The sequence below is a fragment of the Allobosea sp. genome (assembly GCF_017308015.1).
Taxonomy (GTDB): domain Bacteria; phylum Pseudomonadota; class Alphaproteobacteria; order Rhizobiales; family Beijerinckiaceae; genus Allobosea.
In genome coordinates, this window is record NZ_JAFKFW010000002.1 from 592,934 (window position 1) to 612,658 (window position 19,725).

The 19,725-nt window shown below is 64.7% G+C and carries 19 protein-coding genes; 12 read left to right on the forward strand and 7 right to left on the reverse strand.

Features of this window, described 5'->3' with window-relative positions; all coding sequences use genetic code 11:
* Position 1 precedes the first annotated feature (1 nt).
* Both J0I42_RS02855 and J0I42_RS02860 read left to right on the forward strand, forming a co-directional pair.
* Positions 2-601, forward strand: a complete 600-nt coding sequence (locus tag J0I42_RS02855; protein ID WP_291652555.1) for a GNAT family N-acetyltransferase — start codon at positions 2-4, stop codon at positions 599-601.
* A 77-nt stretch (positions 602-678) separates the two neighbouring features.
* Positions 679-3,618, forward strand: a complete 2,940-nt coding sequence (locus J0I42_RS02860) for an EAL domain-containing protein (protein WP_291652557.1) — start codon at positions 679-681, stop codon at positions 3,616-3,618.
* A 26-nt stretch (positions 3,619-3,644) separates the two neighbouring features.
* On the opposite strand, the gene J0I42_RS02865 is transcribed toward J0I42_RS02860, so the two are convergent.
* The gene (locus tag J0I42_RS02865; RefSeq protein ID WP_465247628.1) at positions 3,645-4,265 is read right to left on the reverse strand and encodes a YqgE/AlgH family protein; all 621 of its coding nucleotides are present in this window, start codon (positions 4,263-4,265) and stop codon (positions 3,645-3,647) included.
* A 247-nt stretch (positions 4,266-4,512) separates the two neighbouring features.
* Here J0I42_RS02865 and J0I42_RS02870 point away from each other — a divergent pair, with 247 nt between their 5' ends.
* The 6 genes from J0I42_RS02870 to J0I42_RS02895 all read left to right on the forward strand — a co-directional run bounded on the left by J0I42_RS02870 (position 4,513) and on the right by J0I42_RS02895 (position 9,627).
* Positions 4,513-5,376, forward strand: a complete 864-nt coding sequence (locus tag J0I42_RS02870) for a protein-disulfide reductase DsbD domain-containing protein (protein ID WP_291652559.1) — start codon at positions 4,513-4,515, stop codon at positions 5,374-5,376.
* A 53-nt stretch (positions 5,377-5,429) separates the two neighbouring features.
* Positions 5,430-5,918, forward strand: a complete 489-nt coding sequence (locus J0I42_RS02875; RefSeq protein ID WP_291652561.1) for a peroxiredoxin — start codon at positions 5,430-5,432, stop codon at positions 5,916-5,918.
* Positions 5,919-6,458: 540 nt separating this feature from the next.
* On the forward strand, positions 6,459-7,226 hold the full coding sequence (locus J0I42_RS02880) for a phosphatase PAP2 family protein (protein WP_291652563.1): 768 nt from the start codon (positions 6,459-6,461) through the stop codon (positions 7,224-7,226).
* 491 nt (positions 7,227-7,717) lie between these two features.
* Complete coding sequence (locus J0I42_RS02885; RefSeq protein ID WP_291652565.1) at positions 7,718-8,074, forward strand: antibiotic biosynthesis monooxygenase family protein; 357 nt, start codon at positions 7,718-7,720, stop codon at positions 8,072-8,074.
* Positions 8,075-8,335: 261 nt separating this feature from the next.
* A complete protein-coding gene (locus J0I42_RS02890) occupies positions 8,336-8,785 on the forward strand; it encodes a GNAT family N-acetyltransferase (RefSeq protein WP_291652566.1) in 450 nt (149 codons plus the stop codon).
* Positions 8,786-8,805: 20 nt separating this feature from the next.
* Positions 8,806-9,627, forward strand: a complete 822-nt coding sequence (locus J0I42_RS02895) for a GNAT family N-acetyltransferase (protein WP_291652568.1) — start codon at positions 8,806-8,808, stop codon at positions 9,625-9,627.
* Here the strand turns inward: J0I42_RS02895 and rnhA are convergent.
* Genes rnhA through ispH form a run of 3 tightly spaced genes read right to left on the reverse strand, consistent with a single transcriptional unit; the run spans position 9,608 to position 12,015 of the window.
* A complete protein-coding gene (gene rnhA / locus J0I42_RS02900) occupies positions 9,608-10,060 on the reverse strand; it encodes a ribonuclease HI (protein WP_291652569.1) in 453 nt (150 codons plus the stop codon). The two genes, J0I42_RS02895 and rnhA, sit on opposite strands and share 20 nt — an antisense overlap.
* Complete coding sequence (locus tag J0I42_RS02905; protein WP_291652571.1) at positions 10,057-11,022, reverse strand: homoserine kinase; 966 nt, start codon at positions 11,020-11,022, stop codon at positions 10,057-10,059. The genes rnhA and J0I42_RS02905 overlap by 4 nt, the downstream gene beginning before the upstream one ends.
* 21 nt (positions 11,023-11,043) lie before the next feature.
* Positions 11,044-12,015 (reverse strand): 4-hydroxy-3-methylbut-2-enyl diphosphate reductase, encoded by a 972-nt coding sequence (gene ispH, locus J0I42_RS02910; RefSeq protein ID WP_291652573.1) that lies wholly within the window; start codon positions 12,013-12,015, stop codon positions 11,044-11,046.
* A gap of 198 nt (positions 12,016-12,213) precedes the next feature.
* Between ispH and J0I42_RS02915 the strand changes: the two genes are divergently transcribed.
* Genes J0I42_RS02915 through J0I42_RS02925 form a run of 3 tightly spaced genes read left to right on the forward strand, consistent with a single transcriptional unit; the run spans position 12,214 to position 16,399 of the window.
* On the forward strand, positions 12,214-14,079 hold the full coding sequence (locus J0I42_RS02915) for a monovalent cation:proton antiporter-2 (CPA2) family protein (RefSeq protein ID WP_291652576.1): 1,866 nt from the start codon (positions 12,214-12,216) through the stop codon (positions 14,077-14,079).
* The gene (locus J0I42_RS02920; RefSeq protein WP_291652578.1) at positions 14,076-15,518 is read left to right on the forward strand and encodes an MATE family efflux transporter; all 1,443 of its coding nucleotides are present in this window, start codon (positions 14,076-14,078) and stop codon (positions 15,516-15,518) included. The genes J0I42_RS02915 and J0I42_RS02920 overlap by 4 nt, the downstream gene beginning before the upstream one ends.
* Positions 15,515-16,399 (forward strand): DUF937 domain-containing protein, encoded by an 885-nt coding sequence (locus tag J0I42_RS02925; protein WP_291652580.1) that lies wholly within the window; start codon positions 15,515-15,517, stop codon positions 16,397-16,399. The genes J0I42_RS02920 and J0I42_RS02925 overlap by 4 nt, the downstream gene beginning before the upstream one ends.
* A gap of 85 nt (positions 16,400-16,484) precedes the next feature.
* Here J0I42_RS02925 and J0I42_RS02930 read toward each other — a convergent pair whose 3' ends face one another.
* On the reverse strand, positions 16,485-16,847 hold the full coding sequence (locus J0I42_RS02930; protein WP_291652582.1) for a DUF1127 domain-containing protein: 363 nt from the start codon (positions 16,845-16,847) through the stop codon (positions 16,485-16,487).
* Positions 16,848-17,024: 177 nt separating this feature from the next.
* On the opposite strand from J0I42_RS02930, the gene J0I42_RS02935 reads away from it, so the two are divergent.
* Complete coding sequence (locus J0I42_RS02935) at positions 17,025-17,906, forward strand: LysR substrate-binding domain-containing protein (RefSeq protein ID WP_291652584.1); 882 nt, start codon at positions 17,025-17,027, stop codon at positions 17,904-17,906.
* Between the two features lie 56 nt (positions 17,907-17,962).
* On the opposite strand, the gene J0I42_RS02940 is transcribed toward J0I42_RS02935, so the two are convergent.
* Both J0I42_RS02940 and J0I42_RS02945 read right to left on the reverse strand, forming a co-directional pair.
* On the reverse strand, positions 17,963-18,139 hold the full coding sequence (locus tag J0I42_RS02940) for a Flp family type IVb pilin (protein WP_291652586.1): 177 nt from the start codon (positions 18,137-18,139) through the stop codon (positions 17,963-17,965).
* Positions 18,140-18,229: 90 nt separating this feature from the next.
* On the reverse strand, positions 18,230-19,609 hold the full coding sequence (locus J0I42_RS02945) for a glutamate--cysteine ligase (protein WP_291652588.1): 1,380 nt from the start codon (positions 19,607-19,609) through the stop codon (positions 18,230-18,232).
* Positions 19,610-19,725 lie beyond the last annotated feature (116 nt).

The window sequence follows — 19,725 nt, forward strand, 5'->3', positions numbered from 1 at the left end:
GATGGCGCTCTTCCGTTTCCCGAGCGAGCCGCCGAGCCGCCCGCTGATCCGGACGCCGAACCTCTATCTGCGCGCGCCCCAGGCCGGTGACCACGCCGCCTGGGCCATGCTGCGCATGGAAAGCCGGGAATTCCTGACGCCCTGGGAGCCCACCTGGAACGAGGACGACCTGACCCGCGCCTCGTTCCGCCTGCGCGCCAAACGCGCGGCCCGCGAAATCTCGACCGACGAGGCCTATTCGCTCTTCATCTTCGAGACGCATACGGAAACGCTGCTCGGAGGGCTGACGCTCGGGCTGATCCGGCGCGGCGTCGCCCAGGCCTGCACGCTCGGCTACTGGATGGGGCAGCGCCATTCCGGCAGGGGCCATATGACCGAGGCCGTGCGCGGCGCCCTGCGCTTCGCCTTTTCCGATCTCGCCCTGCACCGCGTCGAGGCTGCCTGTCTGCCGAACAATGAGCCGTCGCGGCGCCTGCTGGAACGCGTCGGCTTCCAGCACGAGGGGCTGGCACGGGCCTATCTCAAGATCAACGGCAACTGGGCCGATCACCTGCTCTATGCGGCGCTCTCGAGCGACGCCCTGCCCGGAAGCAGGTCGTGACGGCTGCGGTTGACCACAGCCGCGCTTCGCCTTGCCCTTGCCATGAGCGGCCGATAGGGCTTTTCGTTAAACTTGTAATGATCGCCTCCCGCCTGATAGCCGAGCAGAGCTTGTCCATTTCCGAGCGCATTTTTCGGGCCGGCCTCGCCCTGGCCGGCCTTGTCCTGTGGTTCTGTGCTGCTGCCTTGCCGGCGCAAGCCGTCGAGCCGGTGCGTGTCCCGGTCGACGCCCCCGTCATCGACCTGACGAATGCGGTCGAGCGCAACAAGTCCGACGGCGACGTCATCCAGATCTCGACCGCACCGGGCCCCGACGGCATCGTCAGGCGTATCGCCGTCAAGGCGCGCGAGGCCGGCGCCCGCCCGGACTGGATCGTCTTCGCACTCACCAACGATTCCGACGAGCAGATCGACCGTCTGCTGGTCGCCCCCTTCCACCGGTTGATCGGCTCCGGCGTCATCTGGCCCGATCTCGGCGACAAGCGCATCGAGGCGGTCACCGCGAGCCAGGGCCTCGCCCCGGATCGCGAGCCCAGTCCGGATGCCGACATCTTCCTGATCACGCTCGACCCCGGCACGACCGTCACCTTCGTCGCCGAGCTCAAGTCTCCCAATCTGCCGCAGCTCTATCTCTACGAGGCAGAGGCCTATCGCCAGAAGACCAACGGCCTGACGCTCTACAAGGGCATCATCATCGGCATCGCCGGGTTGCTGGCGCTGTTCCTGACCATCATCTTCGTGGTCAAGGGCGCGGTGATCTTTCCGGCCGCCGCGGCGCTGGCCTGGGCGGTTCTGGCTTATGCCGGCCTGGATTTCGGGTTCTTCCAGCGCTTGTTCCCGCTTACGCCGGCGATCGAGCGAATCTATCGCGCCGGAGCCGAGGTCGTGCTGGCGGCGACGCTGCTCGTCTTCCTCTTCGCCTACCTCAACCTGTCGCGCTGGCATGTCCGCTACGGCCATGTCACCGCACTGTGGATTCTCGGGCTGGCCGGCCTGATCGGCCTTGCCGTCTTCGACGCGCCGATGGCGTCCGGCATCGCGCGCATCTCGATCGCAGCCGTCGCTGCCGTCGGCTTCATCCTCGTCGTGCATCTGGCGACCCATGGCTACGAGCGGGCGGTGATGCTGATCCCGACCTGGTTCCTGCTCGCCGTCTGGGTCACCGCCGCGAGCTTCACCGTGACCGGACAGTTCCAGCGCGACCTTGTCGCGCCTGCCCTGCTAGGCGGCCTCGTCCTGATCGTGCTGCTGATCGGCTTCACCGTCATCCAGCACGCCTTCGCGGGTGGCGCGATCTCGCAGGGGCTGGTCTCGGATACCGAGCGGCGGGCGCTCGCCCTCTCCGGTTCGGGCGACCTCGTCTTCGACTGGGATGTCAGCTCCGACAAGGTCTTCGTATCCCCGCAGATCGAGACGCTGCTCGGCCTGCCCAAGGGCTCGCTCGAAGGCTCGGCAGCGCGCTGGCTGGAGCATATGCATGTCGCCGATCGCGACCGCTATCGCGTCACGCTCGACGCCGTACTGGAGCAGCGCCGCGGCAAGCTCAATCTCGACCTGCGCCTGCGCGCCGCCAGCGGCGCCTATCACTGGATCAACGTCAAGGCCCGGCCGGTGATCGGCTCGGACGGCGAGGTCATCCGCGTCATCGGTACGCTCGCCGATGTCACCGAGCAGCGCACCGCCCAGGAACGCCTGCTGCACGATGCCGTCCACGACAACCTGACCGGCCTGCCCAACCGCAAGCTGTTCCAGGACCGGCTCGGCGCGATCTTCGGCTTCACCCGCGCCGACGACAATATCCGCCCAACCGTGCTCGTCATCGATGTCGACCGCTTCAAGCAGGTCAACGAATCCGTTGGCTTCTCGGCCGGCGATTCGATCCTGCTGACGCTGGCGCGCCGGCTCGGCCGTCTGCTCAGGGCGCAGGACACGCTTGCCCGCATCGGCGGCGACACCTTCGCGATGATCCTCGTCTCTGAGCGCGATCCCGAACGCATCCTGGCGCTGGCCGAGCTGGTGCGCCGCGCCGTCTCGACGCCGATCACCTATGCCGAGCGCGAGATCGTGCTGACGCCCTCGATCGGCTTGGCCCTGTTCGACCCGGCGCCGGCCTCGCGCAAGGAAGACGCGCTGAAAAATGCCGAGCTCGCGATGGCCCATGCCAAGCGCCAGGGCGGCAACAAGATCGAGGTCTTCGTGCCGGCGATGCGGACCGACCGCAACGACCGCCTCGCCCTGGAAAGCGATTTGCGCCGGGCGATCGAGCGCAACGAGATCCAGGTGATGTACCAGCCGATCGTCCGGCTGGAGGATCGCACCATCGCCGGTTTCGAGGCGCTCGTGCGCTGGGATCATCCGCGCGAAGGCCGGCTGATGCCACAGGATTTCCTCGCCATTGCCGAGGAGACCGGGCTGATCGTCGATCTCGGCGTCTATGTCATGGACAAGACAGCGCGCGAGCTGGAGGCCTGGCAGGCGGCGCTCGAGGTCGACCCGCCGATCTTCGCCAGCGTCAACGTCTCGAGCCGGCAGTTGCTGCGCCACGATCTGCTACACGACGTGAAGACCGTGCTGGGACGCCGCCGCGTGCTGCCGGGAACGCTGAAGCTCGAAATCACCGAAAGCCTCGTCATGGAGAACCCGGAATACGCCGCGCAGATGCTGCAGCGCATCCGCGATCTCGGCGCCGGCCTCTCGCTCGACGATTTCGGCACGGGCTATTCCTCGCTGTCCTACCTGCAGCGCTTCCCGTTCGACACCATCAAGATCGACCAGAGCTTCGTGCGCCAGATGGGCAACGGCCGCCCGCCGGTGATCCTGCGCTCGATCGTGCAGCTCGCCGCCGATCTCCATATGGACGTGGTGGCGGAGGGCGCGGAGAGCGAGTCGGATGCGATCGAGCTCTACCAACTCGGCTGCCAGTACGCGCAGGGCTACATCTTCGGTCAGCCGATGACGGCGGCGGAGGCACGGCGCCTGATGGGGGCTGCTGCTGCGGCAGCCACCGAGGCGGCCTAGTATCCTTCTTCCCGAGGGGGCTGGATTTAAGCGTGCCCCGCCTCGCGCGACAGGAACGCGGGGTCTATGCCGATCTTGCCGAGCGCGCGCTGATATTTCGTCTCGACGCTCTCGTCGAAGAGCAATTCGGGATCCGCGGCGCAATGCAGCCAGCCATTCGACTGGATCTCGGCCTCCAACTGTCCTGCAGCCCAACCGGCATAGCCCAAAGCCAGCACCGCATTCTCAGGCCCATCGCCATTGGCAATGGCGCGCAGGATATCCAGCGTCGCAGTCAGGCAGATGCCCTCATCGATCGGCAAGGTCGCCGATTCCAGGAAGAAATCGGCCGTGTGCAGGACGAAGCCGCGTTTGGTTTCGACCGGGCCGCCGCGAAGCACCTGCATGCGCTCCGCCCGGCTCGGCAACCGGATCGCCTCCTCCGAGGGGATCACGTCGAGCTGGACGAGCAACTCGGGAAATTTCGTGTCGCCCGCCGGCTTGTTGACGATGATGCCCATCGCCCCGTCCTCGGAATGGGCGCAGACATAGACGACGCTGCGGCTGAAACGTGAATCGGCCATGCCCGGCATCGCAATCAGGCATTGCCCGTCGAGATAGCTGCGGCCGCTGGCGCGCGATTGTGAGCCGATCTTCATACGGTCCATGCTAATGGCTCTCGGGCCGGATCGGCAAGGCTTGGCTGAGCCACGGCGAACCAAAGGCGGATTCCGACCCTCGATTCATTCCAGATCACGTTCACGTGCGCGGGAGGGACGAGACGCGGACATCTCGCCGCTATCGCGATTGCGCCCTAATCCTGCGCAAAGTTCGCCGCGTGTCACGGGGCACCGACCGGCGGAGGAAGTCAGGTTTTGTTCGCTTTTCAGGCTCGCAATCGGTAAAGGCAGGGCCGTGAACCGCATTCTTCCCTTGCTGGCCCTGCTGCCGCTGACATTCAGCCCCGCTGCCCGTGCGCAGGAAGCGGCAAACGAGGCCGCCACCTCGCCGTGGTCGCCGAGCGAGCATGCCAGGCTGCGCCTGATCGCCGGGCCGACCACCGCCACCGGCAAGCAGCGGGTCGGCGTCGAGATCATGATGTCGCCGGGCTACAAGACCTATTGGCGCAGCCCCGGACAGTTCGGCGTGCCGCCGACCTTCGACTGGTCGGGCTCGACCAATATCGGCGGGCTGGACGTACGCTGGCCCGTGCCGGAACGCTTCCAAGACTCGGCCGGCTATTCAATCGGCTATGTCGGCGAGGTCGTAATTCCGATCTCGGTCCAGCCGGTCGACCCGTCACGGCCGGTCCTGGTCGTGCTCAAGCTCGACTATGCCGTCTGCGAGAAGATCTGCATTCCCGCCAAGGGCGAGGCAAGCCTGTGGCTCGAGCCCGGCGTGACGACCGTGACGTCATCGCGCCTCGAGAGCTTCGAGGCGCGCGTGCCGGTTCCCGCCAAGCCCGGCCCGCACAAGGAGAAGATCGCGATCGTCGAGGCCGGGCCCGACGACGGCGTGGTCGATCCGGGCCTGCGCCTCGTCCTGCAGCCCCCGGCGGAAGGCCGGATCGAGGACGTCTTCATCGAGGGCTCCGGCATGTGGTCCTTCGGCAAGTCCCGTCTGACGCCGCAGGCGGACGGCACGGTCCTCGCCCAGATTCGGATCGACGAGCGGCCGAAAGGCGCCGCCGGCCCGACGCCGCTGATCTTCACCGTTCGCGGCACGCCACGACCGATCGAGACACGGCTGGAACTCGACATCCCCGCCGGCAAGCCCTAATCCGTGAGGCCGGGCGGTCCCTTCGGCCGCCGGCTTTACGGAGAGACAGGCTGATGACGACCATCAAGGTGGGTGACAAGCTTCCCCAGGCGACGTTCCGCGTCATGACCGCCGACGGCCCGGCCGCGCGCACCACCGACGACCTGTTCGCCGGCAAGAAGGTGGTGCTCTTCGCCGTGCCCGGCGCCTTCACCCCGACCTGCCATCGCAACCATCTGCCGGGCTACCTGGAGAAGGCGGCCGAGATCAAGGCGAAGGGCGTCGATGCCATCATGGTCACCAGCACCAACGACGTCTTCGTCATGGATGCCTGGTCGAAGGCGACCGGCGGCGCCGGCGTGATCGAGTTCCTTTCAGACGGCAATGCCGATTTTGCGAAGGAGATCGGCCTCTCGATGGACGGTTCCGGCTTCGGCCTCGGCACCCGCTCGCAGCGCTATTCGATGCTGGTCGAGGACGGCGTGGTGAAGCTGCTCAATGTCGAGGAGGCAGCCGGCAAGGCGGAAGCCTCCGGCGCCGCGGCGATGATCGACCAGCTCTGAGCCTGGCGACCGGCCAATCGATCCGAGCCCGCGCAGTCGCTGCGCGGGCTTTTGCTCCGGCAACCCGGACAAGACCCTTGATTTGATAGGTGTCTCACGCGAGCTGCATCAGACGTTCAGTATCCAAGCGGCAAGTTTCGACTTTCGGGCATGGAACCGGAGGTCGTCCTCAATGCGAGGCCCGGGGCGAAATCGCGGGGCGCTGGACGCGCCTCCATTGGATTGAGCGGCGCGCTGCCAGGCCATAGATGATGCAGACGAATGTGACCGCCTGTTAACACAATTCGAAAGAATCACGATTACCGTTGCGGCAGTGCGAATACTGCGTCGAGAATTCCAAAAATGGAAATATTTCCAAGCCGGATATCATATATTTTGATTATCGCTATCGCAATAATCAATGCTATACTAATATATAACTCAAATATAATATTTCCAGTAGATCAATTGTTAACGCCAGCAATCAGCTCAGCTATACTTTTATTTATTTCAATAATTCTTTTTAGTGTAAATTATACCATATTAACACTGAAAATAATCATGACAAAAATTGCCTACATATTTCAAGGAATTATATTCCTTCAACTGGCATGGATAAATGTTAGAGTCCTTAACCACGCTAGCATGGCTTTATCTTTTCCATACGCAGATGATATCCTGATTAATTGGGACAGATTTCTCAATTTTAATTGGAAACAATATTTTTATTTTGTACAGAATAATGAGATTGTTAAAACAGTATTTGATTATAGCTATACATCTCTTACATTTTTCAGTTTTTGGAGCTTTATCATCCTCGTTGTCCAAAAAGATTTGAAAAGAACCTGTTTTTTCCTTGAAACATTTCTGTTTACTGCCGTCATCTGTACAGCGATCGGGATGTTTTTCCCAGCGAAAGCAGCCGTTGCAATGTACTATGGCGACGCAAAAACACTTGCAAATCTCGATACTCTCCCAGGCGTCTACCATATCGAAGCGATGCAAAGATTGCGAAGCGGATTACCATTCTCGCTCGATCTGAACGATCTTCCGGGTCTAGTGACGTTTCCTTCTTTCCACACGGCGGCAGGAATCATTCTCGTCATCAGCTTTTGGCGAACTGCTCTTTTTCCCGTCATCCTCCTCTATAGCGCGACCATGATCGCCTCCACGCCTGTGCTCGGCGGGCACTACTTTGTCGACCTGATCGGCGGCACAATGGTGGCGGTTCTGGTTGCCTTCGCCTTCGGAGCCCTTCCCGCCTACAGAGGCCTGTTCGTTCAGGCGGGCACTGAACTCCCTTCAACCAGACCGGCGACAACCGGTTAGCGCCTCGCTGCCGTACTTCCAGCATTCCTGAATCGTCCGACCTCCATCGCTCCACAATTCACCGCGATGTTCGCGATCATCGTCGGCGTCGTGGAGACGGCTCACTCGTGCTACGCGCTGCTGGCTTTGCGAATAAGCTCGAGGTTCGTGGACCATGGAGGCAAGCAGCGGACGGTACGCGCCGCAGGCCTGAGCTTTGCGGCCCCGGGCGCGGGGCTTTACGATTGTCGGCATCGGGGCGATTGCGTTAGCAAAGCACCTCCGGCAGCCTGCGCGAGAGCCTCCTCTCCCGCCATAAGCACTCGTCGATAGCCGACCGAGCCCCAACTTCCTCGGCATAATCGGCCAGGAACAGACATTCACTGTCCCAGTTTGTCATCAACGATCAGATACGAAGAGCCCAGAAGCGATAGTTCGGCCCTTGCCGTAACATCCGGACTTTCGAACGGTTATCGTGCCTCCCGACGCGAAATTGCAACAGGAAGCACTTGATGATCGTAATGGTATTCGAATTCGAAGTCGACCCAAACGAACTCGATGAATATTTGAAGGAATCCGCCAATCTCAGGCAGCATCTTGCAGGCATAGACGGCTTCATCTCTGTGGAACGTTTTGAAAACACCGCGCAGCCGGGACGTTTCGTTGCGATCGGTTATTTCGGGAACGAAGATTCCGTCCAACGCTGGCGAAATTTGCCTCAGCATCGACGCGCACAAACACTAGGTCGCAGCAAATTCTTCACGGGTTACCGACTCGTGATGGCGGCCGTGACGCGCGATTATACGCGCGATCTGCGCGCAACGGCCCCACAGGACAGCAATATGGCCCACGCCGTCCAAAAGGGATGACATATGTTCGAGCTGACATGTATTTGAACCGCTCCCCGGTGTTGGCAACCAACCAGATGACGAGTTGGCAAATATCGCGGGCATCGTCCCGGAACGACAGCCCACATCTTCTGATCTGCCATTGGTGCGGGCCAACCACTTCACAATGCGCATCTGACGCCCCCCTTCCCCACCCCTCATTCCGGCTGATCGATCCGATCTGCGCTTGTCATGAGACAAGCCACGAAGCGCCAGCTAGCGTCCGTGCGGAGGAGAGAACCGATGGCCGAAATCACCATTCGTCCGCTTGCCGCGACCGACCGGGATGCCTGGACCCCGCTCTGGCATGGCTACCTGACCTTCTACAAGGCGACGCTGCCGCCGGAGATCGACGCGATCACCTTCGGGCGCCTGACTGGAGGCCAGGAACCGATGGGTGGCTTCATCGCCCTCCAGGGCGACAAGCCTCTGGGCATGACCAACTGGGTGCTCCACCGCACGACCTGGAGCGAGAAGCCGATCTGCTATCTGCAGGATCTTTTCACCGTGCCGGAATCACGCGGCACCGGCGTCGGCCGCAAGCTGATCGAAGCCGTGAACCAGATGGCGCGGGCGAAGAACTGCTTCCGCGTCTACTGGCAGACGCATGAATCCAACCTGCAGGCGCAGGAACTCTACAACAAGGTCGCCGACAAGTCAGGCTTCATCGTCTACCGCCAGCCGCTCGGCTGAGAAACCAGGCGGAAGCGATCATGATCGCGATCCGCGACAGAGGGGAGATCGTCGAGTGGCTCGCAGCCGAGCCACTCGCCAATGTCGTCCTGCTCAAGCATCTGCACGCCTTTCCGCGACATGCACGGGCGGTTCAGTACCGCTCGCAGGCACGCACGGCGACGCTCGTCCTGCTCGACACCGCAGCGAGCGACTACGACCGCAAGACCTATCCGACGATGGCCCATGCCGCTCTCATCCGCAGCGACGACGCGGCGCTGACGGAAGCGCTGCTCGCCGAGCTTCCGGCGGATGGCGGAATCGTCTTCAAGCTGTGCAGCGCGGCCGAACACGATGTCGTCCAGCGACGCTATCCACTCATCCGCAGAACCAGCTTCCTGTCCTTCACATCGCCCGCACACATTTCCGACCGTGACGGCGTCATCGTTACGAACAGAGCGACGGATGCGATGTACGCGCTCTATCAAACGCAGGATCATGCGCGGGACTGGCTTTCGCCGCTTCTGGCAAGCGGAAGCGCCTTCACCTGCATGATCGGCTCAGACGACCAACCGCTCTCCGTCTGCTTAGCCTTCGAGAGCCATGGCGAAGTCTGGGAGATCGGCGGCGTGGTCACCCGGCCCGACCAACGCGGGCGCGGTCTCGGCGCGCGCGTGGTCGGCGCAGCGCTCGACGAGCTGGCGCGGCGCAGGTTGCTGGCGCGCTATCAGGTCCATGAGGACAATATCGCCTCGATCCGGCTGGCCAACGCGCTCGGGATGAGGTCGCTGCTGCGCCTGACCCACTACCTGCACGAGCATCGGCCGCCGGACTCAGCTGGCGTCAGCGGCCGCCGCTCTTGAACGGCGCCATGCCGGCACGCGCCAGGGCGTCGGCTCGCTCGTTCATCTCGTCGCCAGCGTGACCTTTGACCCATTTCCATTCGATCTTGTGGCGGCCGAGCGCGGCTTCGAGGCGCTGCCACAGTTCGGCGTTCTTGACCGGCTTGCGATCGGCCGTCTTCCAGCCGTTCTTCTTCCAGCCGTGGATCCAGCCAGTGATGCCCTGCCGCAGGTACTGGCTGTCCGTGTGCAGCGCGACCGTGACCGGGCGCTTCAACGCCTCCAGCGCCGCGATTGCCGCCATCAATTCCATGCGGTTGTTGGTGGTCTGGGCCTCGCCACCGGAGAGCTCCTTCTCGACGCCGTTGAAGGTCAGGATCGCCCCCCAGCCGCCGGGCCCTGGGTTCCCGGAGCAGGCACCGTCCGTCCAGACTTCGACCGTGTCGCCGCTCACCGTTTCAGCCCGTATTCGCGAGCATCGGCAACGCGCTGGTGGAAGGCAAGCTTGCGGTCGTATTCGAGCGGGTCATGCGGCTTGACCAGCGCCCCAGATGGTACGTTGAGCCAGTCGACCAGGCGCGTCAGCAGGAAGCGCAAGGCGCTGCCCCGGCAGAGCTGTGGCAGTGCCTCGACCTCCGCCTCGTTCAGCGGCCGGACGCTCTCGTAACCCGCGAGCATGGCCTGGCCCTTGGTCAGGTTGAACGAGCCGTCGGCCTCGAAACACCAGGAATTCAGGCAGATCGCGAGGTCGTAGGCATAGGCGTCGGTGCAGGCGAAATAGAAATCGATCAGGCCCGAGAGCCGGTCGCCGATGAAGAAAACGTTATTGGGGAAGAGATCGGCATGGATCACGCCGCGCGGCAATCCTTGCGGCCAGCTCGCCTCGTGCACGGCGATCTCGGCGGCGACCCGGCGGGCAAGACCGGGCGAGACCTTGTCAGCGTCTGCGCCAGCCTGATCCGCCAGCGGCCGCCAGCCCGGCACGGAGAGCGCGTTGACCCGCTCCATCGCGAAATCGGCGCCGGCCTGATGCAGCAGGGCGAGGCCGCGGCCAAGTTCCTGGCAATGGGCGGATGTCGGGCGACGCACCGAGAGGCCGTCTAGGAAGGTGACGATTGCTGCCGGGCGGCCGGCAAGGCGGCCGAGCATCTCGCCCCGGCTGTCGCTGACCGGCTGCGGGCAGATCACCCCTCGCGAAGCCAGATGCTGAATCAGGCCGAGGAAGAACGGCAGGTCGTCCGGGTTCACCCGCTTCTCGTAGAGCGTGAGGATGAAGGCGCCCTGCGTGGTGCGGATCAGATAGTTCGAATTCTCGACGCCCTCGGCGATGCCCTTGGCGGAGAGGAGGTCGCCGATGCCGTAGCGCGCCACGAAAGCGGCCATCTCGTCATCGGGCACTTCGGTATAGACGGCCACGATCGTACTCTTCTGCTGGAACTATTCGGCCGCGTCGGACGCCGCCTCGCCGCGCAACTCGCGGGGCAGGGGGAAGAAGACGTTCTCGTCGGCAGTCGAGACGGTCTCGACCCGTACCTCGTAGCGGGCGGCGAAAGCGTCGATGATTTCCTCGACCAGCACCTCGGGCGCACTGGCACCGGCGGTGATGCCAAGACTACGGATATTCCCGAAGACCGACCAGTCGATCTCGTCGGTGCGCAGGACGAGCCGCGCAACCGGGCAGCCGGCCCGCTCGGCCACCTCGCGCAGGCGCTGCGAGTTCGAGGAATTGGGCGAGCCGACCACGATCAGCCCGTCGACCTGCGGCGCGACGCGCTTCACTGCCTCCTGGCGGTTGGTCGTGGCGTAGCAGATGTCTTCCTTGTGAGGAGCGATCAGCTCGGGGAAACGGGCCTGCAAGGCTTCGACGATCTCACGGGTGTCATCGACCGAGAGGGTGGTCTGCGTGACATAGGCGAGCGGCTGCCCCTCCGGCGCGATCAACGTGGCGACGTCGTCCAGCGTCTCGATCAGCGTGATCGCGCCCTCGGGCAATTGGCCCATCGTGCCGATCACTTCGGGATGGCCGGCATGGCCGACGAGCAGGATATGGCGGCCGCGCTTGTGGTGAACCTCGGCCTCGCGATGGACCTTGGTGACCAACGGACAGGTCGCGTCGATGGCGAAAAGATTGCGCGCCTTCGCCGCCGCCGGCACCGCCTTGGCGACACCATGGGCCGAGAAGATCACGGGGCGCGTTTCGTCGGGCACCTCGTCGAGCTCGGCGACGAAGACCGCACCCTTCCGCTTCAGGGATTCGACGACGTATTTGTTATGGACGATCTCGTGGCGGACATAGACCGGCGCGCCATGCAGCATCAACGCCTTCTCGACGGCGTCGATGGCGCGCACCACCCCGGCGCAGAAACCGCGCGGGGCGCAGAGCAAAATGTCGAGCGGTGGCTTGGTCACGCGCGAAGATACCTCCATCGATCCGCGTCTTCTTTCGGCGGGATCGGGGCGATGTCAAGGAAGCGAAGCAGCGCAGGCGAGGCCGCCATGCCGATTGCCTCTCGCAGGATCGTCATCGAAAGCCTAGATAGAGCGACGGCCCGCCACGCCGCGCGTCGCGCCTGACCGTAAAACCCGTTCCCAAACCCTGAGTGCCGTATGGCCGACGCCGCCTCGCATGCCAGCTATCTGCCACCGATCCTGACGTTCTGCGCCGGGGCGGTGATCGCCGTCCCGCTCTTCCGCAAGCTCGGCCAGTCGGCGGTGCTGGGCTATCTCGCTGCGGGCATCGTCATAGGCCCCTCGCTTCTCGGCGTGATCAAGGATCCCGGCACGATCCGCGGCACCGCCGAGATCGGCGTCGTGCTGCTGCTCTTCCTCGTTGGCCTCGAACTGCAGCCGTCGCGGCTCTATTCGATGCGCAAGGACATCCTGGGCTCAGGCCTCACGCAGATGGGGCTCAGCGCCGCCGGCATCGGCCTCGCCGGCTGGTGGTTCGGCCTGTCGGCAGCCGGAGCAGTCGCCGTCGGCGTCGCGCTCGCCCTGTCGGCGACCTCGATCGCGCTGCAATTGCTGGAGGAGCGCGGCGACGGCAACGAAACCTATGGCCGCCGCACCTTCTCGATTCTGCTGTTCCAGGACATGGCGATCGCGCCCGTGCTGGCGCTGCTGCCGTTGCTCGCGACCACCGGCGGGCAGCAAGCCGGCAGCCTGATGCGGGCGCTGGCAAGCCTCGGCATCGCGCTCTTCGCGCTGGTGCTGATCGTGCTGGCCGGGCGCTATGTCATGAACCCGTTCTTCCGCATCCTGGCCCATACCGGCGCGAAGGATGTGATGACGGCCGCCGCGCTGCTGATCGTGCTCGGCGCGGCCTTGCTGATGGAGCATGTCGGGCTTTCAATGGCGATGGGCGCCTTCCTCGCCGGCGTGATGCTGGCTGACTCGCATTTCCGGCACGAGCTGGAGGCCGACATCGAGCCGTTCCGCGGCGTGCTGCTCGGCCTGTTCTTCATGGCGGTCGGCATGTCGCTCGACCTCAAGCTCGTCGCCGACAACTGGATGCTGCTGGCGCTCGCTGCGCCGCTTCTGGTGCTGTTCAAGATCGCGGTGGTGACCTCGATCCTGCGGCTCTCCTGCTCGTCATGGCTCGAGGCGATCCGGGCGGGTGCCCTGCTCTCGCCGGCCGGGGAATTCGCCTTCGTGCTTCTGCCGCTCGGCCTCGCGAAGGGGCTGCTGACCGCGCAGCAATCGGCAATGGTCACCGCGCTTGCCGCGATCAGTATGCTGCTCGGCCCGATCGTCGCCAAGCTGATCGACGCCATGCTGCTGGCCCGCGTCCAGCCCGCGACGATGGACGAGGATTACGAGGGCGCCGGCGACAGCCCGGTGATGGTGATCGGCTTCGGCCGCTTCGGGCAGATCGTGACGCAGGCTCTGCTGCTCCAGCATATCGACGTGACGGTCATCGATTCCGATGTCGAGCGCATCCGCTCGGCCGCACAGTTCGGCTTCAAGATCTATTACGGCGACGGCACGCGGCTCGACGTGCTGCGCGCCGCCGGCGCCGGCAAGGCCCGCGTCATCTGCATCTGCGTCGACGACAAGCAGGCGGCGCTCCGGATCGTCGAGATGGTCAAGGCGGAGTTCCCCAGCGCGCGCCTGCATGTGCGGGCGTATGACCGCATCCATGCGATCGAACTGATGAAGGCGAATGTCGACTTCCAGATGCGCGAGACCTTCGAATCGGCGCTCGGCTTCGGGCGCGTCACCCTGGAGACGCTGGGCCTGACCCGCGACGAGGCGGATCTCGTCATCGACCATGTCAGGGACCGGGACGCGCAGCGCATGGAGATCCAGTTCCATGAGGGGCTCGCCGCAGCGATCGACCGCGTGCCACGCGTCTCGCCCGAACCTCTGGTCACGCCCAAGGCCAAGTCGAAGCCGCTCACGCCGGAGACGCGGCAGGTCATCGAGGATGGTGGAGCCGAGGTCGCGGTCGGCGGCGTCGGGGAGCCCGAAAGATGAGCCAGGCCTCGGCCCGGCCGCAGGCCGTCTTCCTCGAAGGTCCGCTGATGCGCCATGTCGCGGTAATGACCGCGACGGGTTCGATCGGCCTGATGGCGGTCTTCGTCGTCGACCTGCTGTCGCTGCTCTATGTCTCCTGGCTCGGACGCCCGGAAGCAACGGCCGGCGTCGGCTTTGCTACCATCGTGCTCTACCTGATGGTTTCGGTGAATGTCGGCCTGATGATCGCCGTCACGGCGCTGACCTCTCGTAGCATCGGTGCGGGCGACCGTCCGGCAGCGCGACGCATCGCGGCCTCGACCCTGGTCCTGGCGGCGCTCGTCGCACTCGTCCTGTCGCTGGCGGCGCTGCCTTTCCTGCCGAAACTGCTGAGCCTGCTCGGCGCGCGCGACCAGTCGCATGCCGTCGCCCTTTCCTTCCTCTACATCGTGCTGCCATCGAACATCCTGATGGCGATCGGCATGGGCTTGTCCGGCATCCTGCGCGCGGTCGGCGACGCCAGGCGAGCGATGTTCGTGACGCTCGGCGGCGGCATCGTCACGGCCGGGCTCGACCCGCTGCTGATCTTCGGGTTCGGGCTCGGACCGGACGGCGCCGCCATCGCCATCGTGCTCGCACGGGTCATCATCTGCGCCATCGGCTTCCATGGCTGCGTGGTGATCCATGACATGATCGAGAAGCCGCGGCTCTCCTTCATCCGGCAGGACAGCGCCCGGACCTTCGCGATCGCGGGACCGGCGATCCTGACCAATCTCTCCAATCCGATCGCCAATGCGGTCTTCGCCGGTGTCGTCGCGCGTTTCGGCGACGCGGCCGTGGCGGCACTCGCGATCATGGACCGGCTGGTGCCGGTCGCCTTCGGCGTGCTCTTCGCGCTGTCAGGCGCCGTCGGGCCCATCCTCGGCCAGAACTGGGGCGCCGGTCGCTTCGACCGGATGCGCCGAGGCCTGACCGATGCAGCGATCTTCGCCGGCGCCTCCGTGCTCGTCTCCTGGGCGCTGCTCTTCCTCTTCCGCGGCGCCGTCGTCTCCGCCTTCCATGCGACGGGGCTGACGGCGGAGCTCGTGCTCTTCTTCTGCCTGATCGCCGGGCCGATGTGGATCTTCGTCGGCATGCTCTTCGTCGCCAATGCCGCCTTCAACAATCTCGGCATGCCGTTCCTGTCGACGCTGTTCAGTTGGGGCCGGGCCACGCTCGGCACGATGCCGCTGGCCGTCCTCGGCGCCCATCTCGCCGGCCCGAAGGGCGCGCTCGCAGGCTCGGCTCTGGGGGCGGTCGCCTTCGGCGTGCTGGCGCTGGTCTTCGCCTTTCGCGGCATCACGCGCCTGGAGCGCAAGGCCGCGCAGCGCCGGGCTGCCATCGATTTGCCAGGCAAGGACACCCTGCTATCGTCGCCCCAGAACCGCAACCAGGAGCCGGCCGGGGAGAGGCATCGATGATGAACCTGTTCGATATCATGCAGTCGGCCCAGAACGGCCAGGCCCTGCCGAACCTCGCCCAGCAATACGGCCTGAGCCTGCAGCAGACGCAGGCCGCGCTCGACGCCCTGCTGCCGGCCTTTTCGATGGGGCTGCAGCGACAGACGCGTGATCCCTACGCGTTCGGATCTCTCGCCCAGATGATGACCGCCTCGCCCTATGCCCGTTTCTTCGAGGCTGGCGGCTACGGCATTCCGGCCGGCGCCCAGAATGCCGGCAATGACGTGCTGAGCCAGATTTTCGGCTCCCGAGAGGTCAGCCAGGCGATCGCGGCGCAGGCGGCTGCGACCAGCGGCGTCTCGCAGGCGATCCTCAAGCAGATGCTACCGGTCATCGCCGCGATGCTGATGGGCGGTCTGTCCAAGACATCGAGCAACGAGGGACTGGGCGGCATCCTCGGCCAGTTCGCGGAGATGATGCGCGGCCAGATGCCCGGCACGCAGCCGGCACCGCAGCAGCCGATGCCAGGCAACCCGTTCGAGGCGATTCTCAAGGGTATGTTCGGCCAGGCCGGCGGCCAGCCGCAGCCCACTCCACAGCCGGCTCCGTCCGATCCCTTCGGCGGCGCTCTCGGCCAGATCCTGGGCGGCATGTTCGGCGGGATGGCACCGCAGCAGCCTGAGCCTGCCCCAGCTCCACGCAGTGCCCCCCGGCGCGCGCCAGCCCCGGAACCCGAGCCCGAAGAGGCCCCGCCCTCATCCCCGGCCAACGGACCAGGCTCGATCGGCCTCGACGCACTCAACCAGATGTTCGAGCATGGCCGTCAGATTCAGGACGATCACCAGAACGCGCTGAAATCGATCCTCGACGCGATGCTCGGCGGTGGGCAGGGCCGCCGCTGAGGCAGTTCCGCCCCCTTAATGTCAAAGACATGAAAAAGGGCGGAAGCACGAAGCTCCCGCCCGCAGGGACGCTGGCGCCAAGGGGTCAGGCGCAGCGTGCAACCGCAATATCGGCTTTCGCGGCCAGCATCGGCTTGGAACCGGCATGGCGCAGGGCGTGCTCGCGCCGCGCGGCGGCGAGGCTCGACGCGGACCGCGAGCGCTCCGCCAGTACGGCAGAGGGGTCGTCCAGCCAGGATGTCGCCAGCGCACCGTCGATATCCGAACGGACGAGGCCGATATCCTTGAGCGCGCGCTCATCGAGCTCGGTAGAAAGGCGCATCACCTCACGGCGATGGGCGAGAGCGCGCACGAGTTGGATCGTTCCGCTGAATCCGATGGCGGCGGCACGCGCGACTCCGGCCGAAACGGACGAGAGCGACTTCGCGGCAATGGTCATGAGCAGCATGACGGCCTCCTCTGGCGGTGCGGAGCGTTGATCTGAGCCTCTCCCCCTGCCCGGACGCGCCATTGACAGGAACCTCGGAGAGCACGCCGACCCTAGCGAAGCTCTGGCCATCAGCCAAACGAATGGTTATGATGTCTTGCAACACTGATTTTGATGAACAGTGGACGAGGATCGCCAATGGCTCATGTGCTCGACGCCGATCAGCTCAAGACCTTCGTCGCCATCGCCGACACCGGCTCCTTCACCCGCGCCGCCGAGATCGTCTTCAAGACGCAATCGGCCGTTTCCATGCAGATGAAGCGGCTGGAAGAGCGGGTCGGCAGGCCTCTTTTCGGGCGCGACGGGCGGCACGCCAAGCTGACGGAGGATGGCGAGCGCCTGCTCGACTATGCTCGCCGGATCGTCAGGCTGAACCTTGAATGCGTCGCCTCCTTCGCGGATGCGGACCTTAAGGGCCGCATCCGGCTCGGCGTGCCGGACGACTATGCCGATCGCTACCTACCGGAAATCCTGGCGCGCTTCGCCCATTCGAATCCACGGGCCGAGGTCACCGTCGTCTGCGAGCCGACGCCGATGCTGGCGGAGCGGATCGCGACCGGCGACATAGACCTTGCGATCATCACCCATGTCGAAGGCCGCGGTCAGGGCGAGATCATCCGCATCGAGCCGCTGCTGTGGGTCACCTCCGCGCGCCACGGCGTGCATGAGGAAGATCCGCTGCCGCTCGCGCTGGGGCGGCCGACCTGCAACTGGCGGCAGGCCGCGGTCGATGCGCTGGAGTCGAAGGGCCGCCGCTTCCGCGTGCTCTATGCGAGCTGGAATTCCACCGCGGTCGGAGCCGCCGTTCTGGCCGGGCTGGCGATCTCTGTCCTGCCTGAAAGCGCGGTCAGGCCGGGAATGCGCATCCTCGGCCCGTCCGAAGGCTTCGCCACCCTGCCCTCCTGCAAGATCGGGTTGCTACGGACCCGTTTCGACCCTTCGGTTCTGTCGAACGCGCTGGCCGAGCACATCATCCAGAGTCTCGACAACCTCGCGAGCTTCAAGACAGCGGCGGAATAGGCGCCGGTTTCTCCCCCATCAAATCAAGGGAAACGGCGCGTCAGCCTCGTCGGGCCTCAGGGCGTGAAACCCGCGGCCATCGACTGGAAGAAGCGGATGACCGATTCGCCAATCAGAGTGGCACTCGTGATGATGGTCAGCGAGATCAGGCTGACGACAAAGCCGTACTCGATCATCGTCGCGCCGCGTTCGTCGCGAAGAAAAACAGCAAAGCTGGCGCGGAGCTGGTCCATACCGCAAGGTTATCGCCGCGAACTGCAGCCAAATCGTTAATTCTCCCGCTGCAATGCCGGAGATATCGCGATTTTCCGTATCGGCAGAGTCTACAGCGCCAATTCCGTGAAGACCGGTTCGACGGTGCTGCCCCATTCGTTGCGATAGCGCGCCGCGAGATGTTGAGCGAGCGTCTGCCCGCGCTCCACGATCCCATGCAAGGGATCGAGATAGACGGCTTCATCCTTGCCGGCGGCATTGCGAAGCGCCCGCCGCGCGAGGCCGGCCCGCGACAATTCCAGCACCTCCACGGCGATCTCGCCGAGGCTGCGCCCGCCGATGGTCGCAGCGAGGCCTTCGCGCGGAACCGCATCGCGCAACGCCTGACGCTCCTCCGCGCCCCAGCCTTTGACGAGGTCCCAGGCCGCATCGAGCGAAACGGAATCATAGAGCAGCCCGACCCAGAAGGCCGGCATCGCCGTCAGCATATCGGGCGGGCCGGCGTCACAGCCGCGCATTTCCAGGAAGCGCTTGAGCCTGACCTCGGGGAAGAGCGTCGAAAGGTGGTTGGCCCAGTCGGACATCGTGGCCTTCTCGCCCGGCAATTGCGGCAGGCGGCCGGCCAGAAGGTCGCGGAAGGAGGCCCCGGTGACGTCATGATAGATGTCGCCGCGCTTGACGAAATACATGGGAACGTCGAGCGCCCAGTCGACATAGCCCTCGTAGGACATGCCCTCCTCGAAAGCGAAGGGAAGCATGCCGGAACGGGCGTTATCGGTATCGCGCCAGATCTCGGAGCGCATCGACTGGAAGCCGTTCAGCTTGCGCTCCAGAAAAGGCGAGGAGGCGAACAGCGCGGTCGAGAGCGGCTGCAGCGCAAGCGAGACCCTGAGCTTGCGAACCATGTCCGCCTCGCTGGCGAAGTCGAGATTGACCTGCACGGTGCAGGTCCGGAACATCATGTCGAGGCCCTTCGTGCCGACCTTCGGCATGTAGTTCGCCATGATCTTGTAGCGGCCCTTCGGCATCACCGGCGTCTCGGCGCGGGTCCAGAGGGGCGAGGCGCCGAGCGCGACGAACCCGATACCGTGGGGGGCGGCTACGGCCTTGACGTCGGCAAGATGGGCCTGAAGCTCGGCCTGCGTCTCGTGCAGCGTGGCCAGCGGCGCACCCGACAACTCGAACTGTCCGCCGGGCTCCAGCGAGATCGCGCCGCCGCCATCCGGCCCAGCCAGCCCGATGATATGACCGGCATCGACGATCGGTTCCCAGCCAAGCCGCTGCTGCATGCCTTCCAGCAGGGCGCGGATGCCGCCGGCGCCGCCGCGGCCTTCATAGGGAACGGGAGCGAGATCGCTCTGATAGAACGGGAATTTCTCGTGCTCGGTACCGATCCGGAAGGACGAGGTCGGTTTCTCGCCGGCAGCGATCCACGCAATCAGTTCAGCCTTGGAACCAATCGGGGTCGAATCGGACACGTCGCGAGCCATGGGCGCTCCGGCAGATGAGGCAAGACGACCGGCCCGACACCGACGATGCGGAGGAAGCCGGCAGAGGATGCACAGACATAGGCGAGCGCCGGGCGCTCGACAACGATCGGTCCTGT

What these genes read in the sequence shown, in the direction of transcription:
- J0I42_RS02945 (WP_291652588.1), bottom strand. Translation starts at nt 19,609, where the DNA reads ATGGCTCGCGACGTGTCCGATTCGACCCCGATTGGTTCCAAGGCTGAA.
- J0I42_RS02880 (WP_291652563.1), top strand. Translation starts at nt 6,459, where the DNA reads ATGACAAAAATTGCCTACATATTTCAAGGAATTATATTCCTTCAACTG.
- J0I42_RS02920 (WP_291652578.1), top strand. Translation starts at nt 14,076, where the DNA reads ATGAGCCAGGCCTCGGCCCGGCCGCAGGCCGTCTTCCTCGAAGGTCCG.
- J0I42_RS02890 (WP_291652566.1), top strand. Translation starts at nt 8,336, where the DNA reads ATGGCCGAAATCACCATTCGTCCGCTTGCCGCGACCGACCGGGATGCC.
- J0I42_RS02925 (WP_291652580.1), top strand. Translation starts at nt 15,515, where the DNA reads ATGATGAACCTGTTCGATATCATGCAGTCGGCCCAGAACGGCCAGGCC.
- J0I42_RS02915 (WP_291652576.1), top strand. Translation starts at nt 12,214, where the DNA reads ATGGCCGACGCCGCCTCGCATGCCAGCTATCTGCCACCGATCCTGACG.
- J0I42_RS02875 (WP_291652561.1), top strand. Translation starts at nt 5,430, where the DNA reads ATGACGACCATCAAGGTGGGTGACAAGCTTCCCCAGGCGACGTTCCGC.
- J0I42_RS02940 (WP_291652586.1), bottom strand. Translation starts at nt 18,139, where the DNA reads ATGGACCAGCTCCGCGCCAGCTTTGCTGTTTTTCTTCGCGACGAACGC.
- J0I42_RS02855 (WP_291652555.1), top strand. Translation starts at nt 2, where the DNA reads ATGGCGCTCTTCCGTTTCCCGAGCGAGCCGCCGAGCCGCCCGCTGATC.
- J0I42_RS02930 (WP_291652582.1), bottom strand. Translation starts at nt 16,847, where the DNA reads ATGCTGCTCATGACCATTGCCGCGAAGTCGCTCTCGTCCGTTTCGGCC.
- J0I42_RS02885 (WP_291652565.1), top strand. Translation starts at nt 7,718, where the DNA reads ATGATCGTAATGGTATTCGAATTCGAAGTCGACCCAAACGAACTCGAT.
- J0I42_RS02895 (WP_291652568.1), top strand. Translation starts at nt 8,806, where the DNA reads ATGATCGCGATCCGCGACAGAGGGGAGATCGTCGAGTGGCTCGCAGCC.
- J0I42_RS02865 (WP_465247628.1), bottom strand. Translation starts at nt 4,265, where the DNA reads ATGGACCGTATGAAGATCGGCTCACAATCGCGCGCCAGCGGCCGCAGC.
- J0I42_RS02860 (WP_291652557.1), top strand. Translation starts at nt 679, where the DNA reads ATGATCGCCTCCCGCCTGATAGCCGAGCAGAGCTTGTCCATTTCCGAG.
- J0I42_RS02935 (WP_291652584.1), top strand. Translation starts at nt 17,025, where the DNA reads ATGGCTCATGTGCTCGACGCCGATCAGCTCAAGACCTTCGTCGCCATC.